Genomic DNA, 2,680 nt, shown 5'->3' with positions numbered 1-2,680 from the left:
ATCGTCAGCGGCAATGCATTTATTCCGATCGACCTTGCCGATCGATTGGGCGTGGATGTAACGAAAGATCCAAATGTGCGACGGATTACCTACGGCAGCATTGTATATATCAAGTCGATCGACCTGCGGAACTACAATGTCTCGGTCAATTGGGATAGCACAACGCGCACCGTTCTGTTGCGCTCAACGGCAGTGCCGGGTGACATCGACCGAATTACAGGCAAGGGCAAAACCTCAGAAGTGCAACTGATGATGTTTCTCAAGTCCAACAACGAAGCCGGACTGACCCAGTTTCCCGAAATTGCCCAACTCTATCGGGAAGAAGGCGATCGCGAAGTAATCAACTACGACATTGCGTTTTGCCAAATGTGTGTAGAGACGAACTTTCTGCGCTTTGGCGGCAGCGTTAAACCGAGCCAGAACAACTTCGCCAATTTAGGATCGATCGGCGGCGGGGCTGAAGGTGCATCGTTTCCCAGCGCTCGCATCGGCGTACGAGCACACATCCAGCACCTCAAGGCGTATGCCAACACAGAGCCACTTGCCCAAGAAGTGGTCGATCCGCGCTTTGATTTTGTGGCACGTGGGATTGCCCCACTGGTGGGAATGCTAAGCGGACGCTGGAACAACAACCCGCAATATGGTGAAATAATCCTCGCCCGTTTGAAGCAACTGTACGAGCAAGCCGGCTTGATGTAGAAGTTTGAATGTAGGAGTTTGAGACTCTCTACAGTTTTCCAAATCGTCGATCGCGCTGCTGATAGGCACAAAGAGCTTGATGGAACGCCTTACGATCAAAATCAGGCCACAGCGTCTCGGTGACATAAATTTCCGAGTATGCCATTTGCCACAGCAGAAAATTGCTCAAACGCATTTCACCACTGGTGCGAATCAGCAAATCAGGATCGCAGCTTCCAGCAGTGTAAAGATGCCGCTCAAATAGTGCCTCGTCAATTTGGTCCGGCTGAATCACGCCCTGCTGGACTTTGCTGGCAATCTCGCGACAGGCTTGCAAAATTTCTTGGCGTCCGCCGTAGTTGGTAGCAATCGTGAAGCAAATCCCTTGATTGTTCTGGGTGGCTGTGACAGAGCGCTCGATCTCGGATTGAAGCGATCGCGGCAGCGCGTTCAGATTGCCAACAAAGCGGATGCGGACATCTTCCTCCATCATCTCGCGCAGTTCCTGTCGCAGCACCCGCTCGAACAGAGTCATGAGGAACTCGACTTCTTCCGACGGTCTGCCCCAGTTCTCTGTAGAAAAGGCATACGCCGTTAACGCTTCGATGCCCCAATCTCGGCAGCAGCGCAGCAGATCCTTCAGCACATCTACGCCTCGCCGATGTCCCATAATCCGAGGCATTCCGCGCCGTTTCGCCCATCGCCCGTTACCATCCATGATTACGGCGACGTGTCTGGGCAATTGTTCGCGCACAAGGTCAGTCGGCAATTCCTGCAAAACAGATGGCTTTACGGTCATGATTTCTCCAGAAGACGCAAACGAGTGGAACGTAAACAGTGGGCTAGGGTCACGATCGTGCAGAATCCAGAATACAGGAGTCAGGATAGGTTAATTCCATTCACTCTTGCCGCCTGCTACCGCGATTCTTGGTCTAAGGTTCATCTTGCCTAAGATTTAAAGATTTAACGTTTACCTTTTCGTCGATTAAATAGACGAGTAACGATCGCCAGCGTCTGAGCCGCTAGTTGATTTACAAGGCTTCTTAGGTTGGGGGCAACAGGTTCGCGGTCTGCCGACTGAGAGAACCGAGCTTCTAACAGTTCCTTCAGTCTACTGCTGGTTAAGGGACGATTTAGCGTGCCCTTTTCTGCCAGCGAAATGGACCCCGTTTCTTCAGATACAACGACACAAATGCAATTCTCGACCCGCTCCGTAATTCCCATGGCTGCTCGGTGCCGGGTGCCTAACTGCCGCGACGCTGATTTCTCAGACAGCGGTAAAATCACGCCTGCTGCCACAATGCGAGAGTCACGTACTAGTACAGCTCCGTCATGCAGCAAGGTTGACGTTTGAAAGATAGTTTGCAATAGCTCCTTGGACACCTCAGCGTTGAGTTTCACGCCAGGAACGGAGAAATCTCGATCGTCGATCGCCGGTCCCGTTTCTAGGATTAGCAGCGCCCCAGTGCGGTTTTGAGAAAGCTCCCGGACTGCTTCAACAATTTCATCCGTAACACTTCCCGACTTGAACGTGGGACGACGGACGGGCTGGAATAGCTGAAGAATTTCTCCCCGTCCCAGCTGCTCTAGAAATCGGCGGAATTCCGACTGCAGAATAACTGCCATCGCCACTGCCGACCCAACAACTAGATTGTCGAGCACGAAGCTCAGCAGCGTCAGTTGCAGCCGACGACTCAGCGCCGCTGCCAGCATCAGGATAATGAAACCACGCACCATCCACAGCGTTCGTCGCTCACCAATAATGACCAGCATCATATAGGTGAGCGCAAGAACTAGCCCAACATCGATGACGGCGCGAACGTTTTGTGTGACGAGAGACCGCAGGGACTCTATCCAGTCAGGATTTGTCAGCCAGTGCCTCCACAAATATCCCATTGACTTGGACTAACCCTGCACCGGTTAAGGGGGGTTGAAGGATGACGGATGCAGTCCAGAATACCTCGTCTTGGACAAGGTTGCTCAGGTTAACCGCCCGATCGGT

The 2,680-nt window shown here is 52.5% G+C and carries 3 protein-coding genes; 1 reads left to right on the top strand and 2 read right to left on the bottom strand.

Features of this window, described 5'->3' with window-relative positions:
- On the top strand, positions 1-699 hold a 699-nt coding region (locus tag H6F43_RS12170), incomplete at its 5' end, for a glucosaminidase domain-containing protein (protein ID WP_190343023.1).
- A gap of 28 nt (positions 700-727) precedes the next feature.
- Here the strand turns inward: H6F43_RS12170 and H6F43_RS12165 are convergent.
- Together H6F43_RS12165 and cdaA are read right to left on the bottom strand one after the other, a co-directional pair.
- The gene (locus H6F43_RS12165; RefSeq protein WP_190343022.1) at positions 728-1,477 is read right to left on the bottom strand and encodes an isoprenyl transferase; all 750 of its coding nucleotides are present in this window, start codon (positions 1,475-1,477) and stop codon (positions 728-730) included.
- Positions 1,478-1,641: 164 nt separating this feature from the next.
- The gene (gene cdaA / locus H6F43_RS12160; RefSeq protein ID WP_190343021.1) at positions 1,642-2,574 is read right to left on the bottom strand and encodes a diadenylate cyclase CdaA; all 933 of its coding nucleotides are present in this window, start codon (positions 2,572-2,574) and stop codon (positions 1,642-1,644) included.
- Positions 2,575-2,680: the final 106 nt, after the last annotated feature.

Origin of the sequence: Leptolyngbya sp. FACHB-36 (assembly GCF_014695955.1) — a bacterium.
In the GTDB taxonomy this organism is placed as follows: Bacteria; Cyanobacteriota; Cyanobacteriia; order Leptolyngbyales; family Leptolyngbyaceae; genus FACHB-36.
Note: the sequence above shows the minus strand (reverse complement) of the source record. Positions and strands in the feature narration are given on the sequence as shown.

Coding starts and splice junctions, on each gene's coding strand:
- H6F43_RS12165 (WP_190343022.1), bottom strand. CDS start 1,477: ATGACCGTAAAGCCATCTGTTTTGCAGGAATTGCCGACTGACCTTGTG.
- cdaA (WP_190343021.1), bottom strand. CDS start 2,574: ATGGGATATTTGTGGAGGCACTGGCTGACAAATCCTGACTGGATAGAG.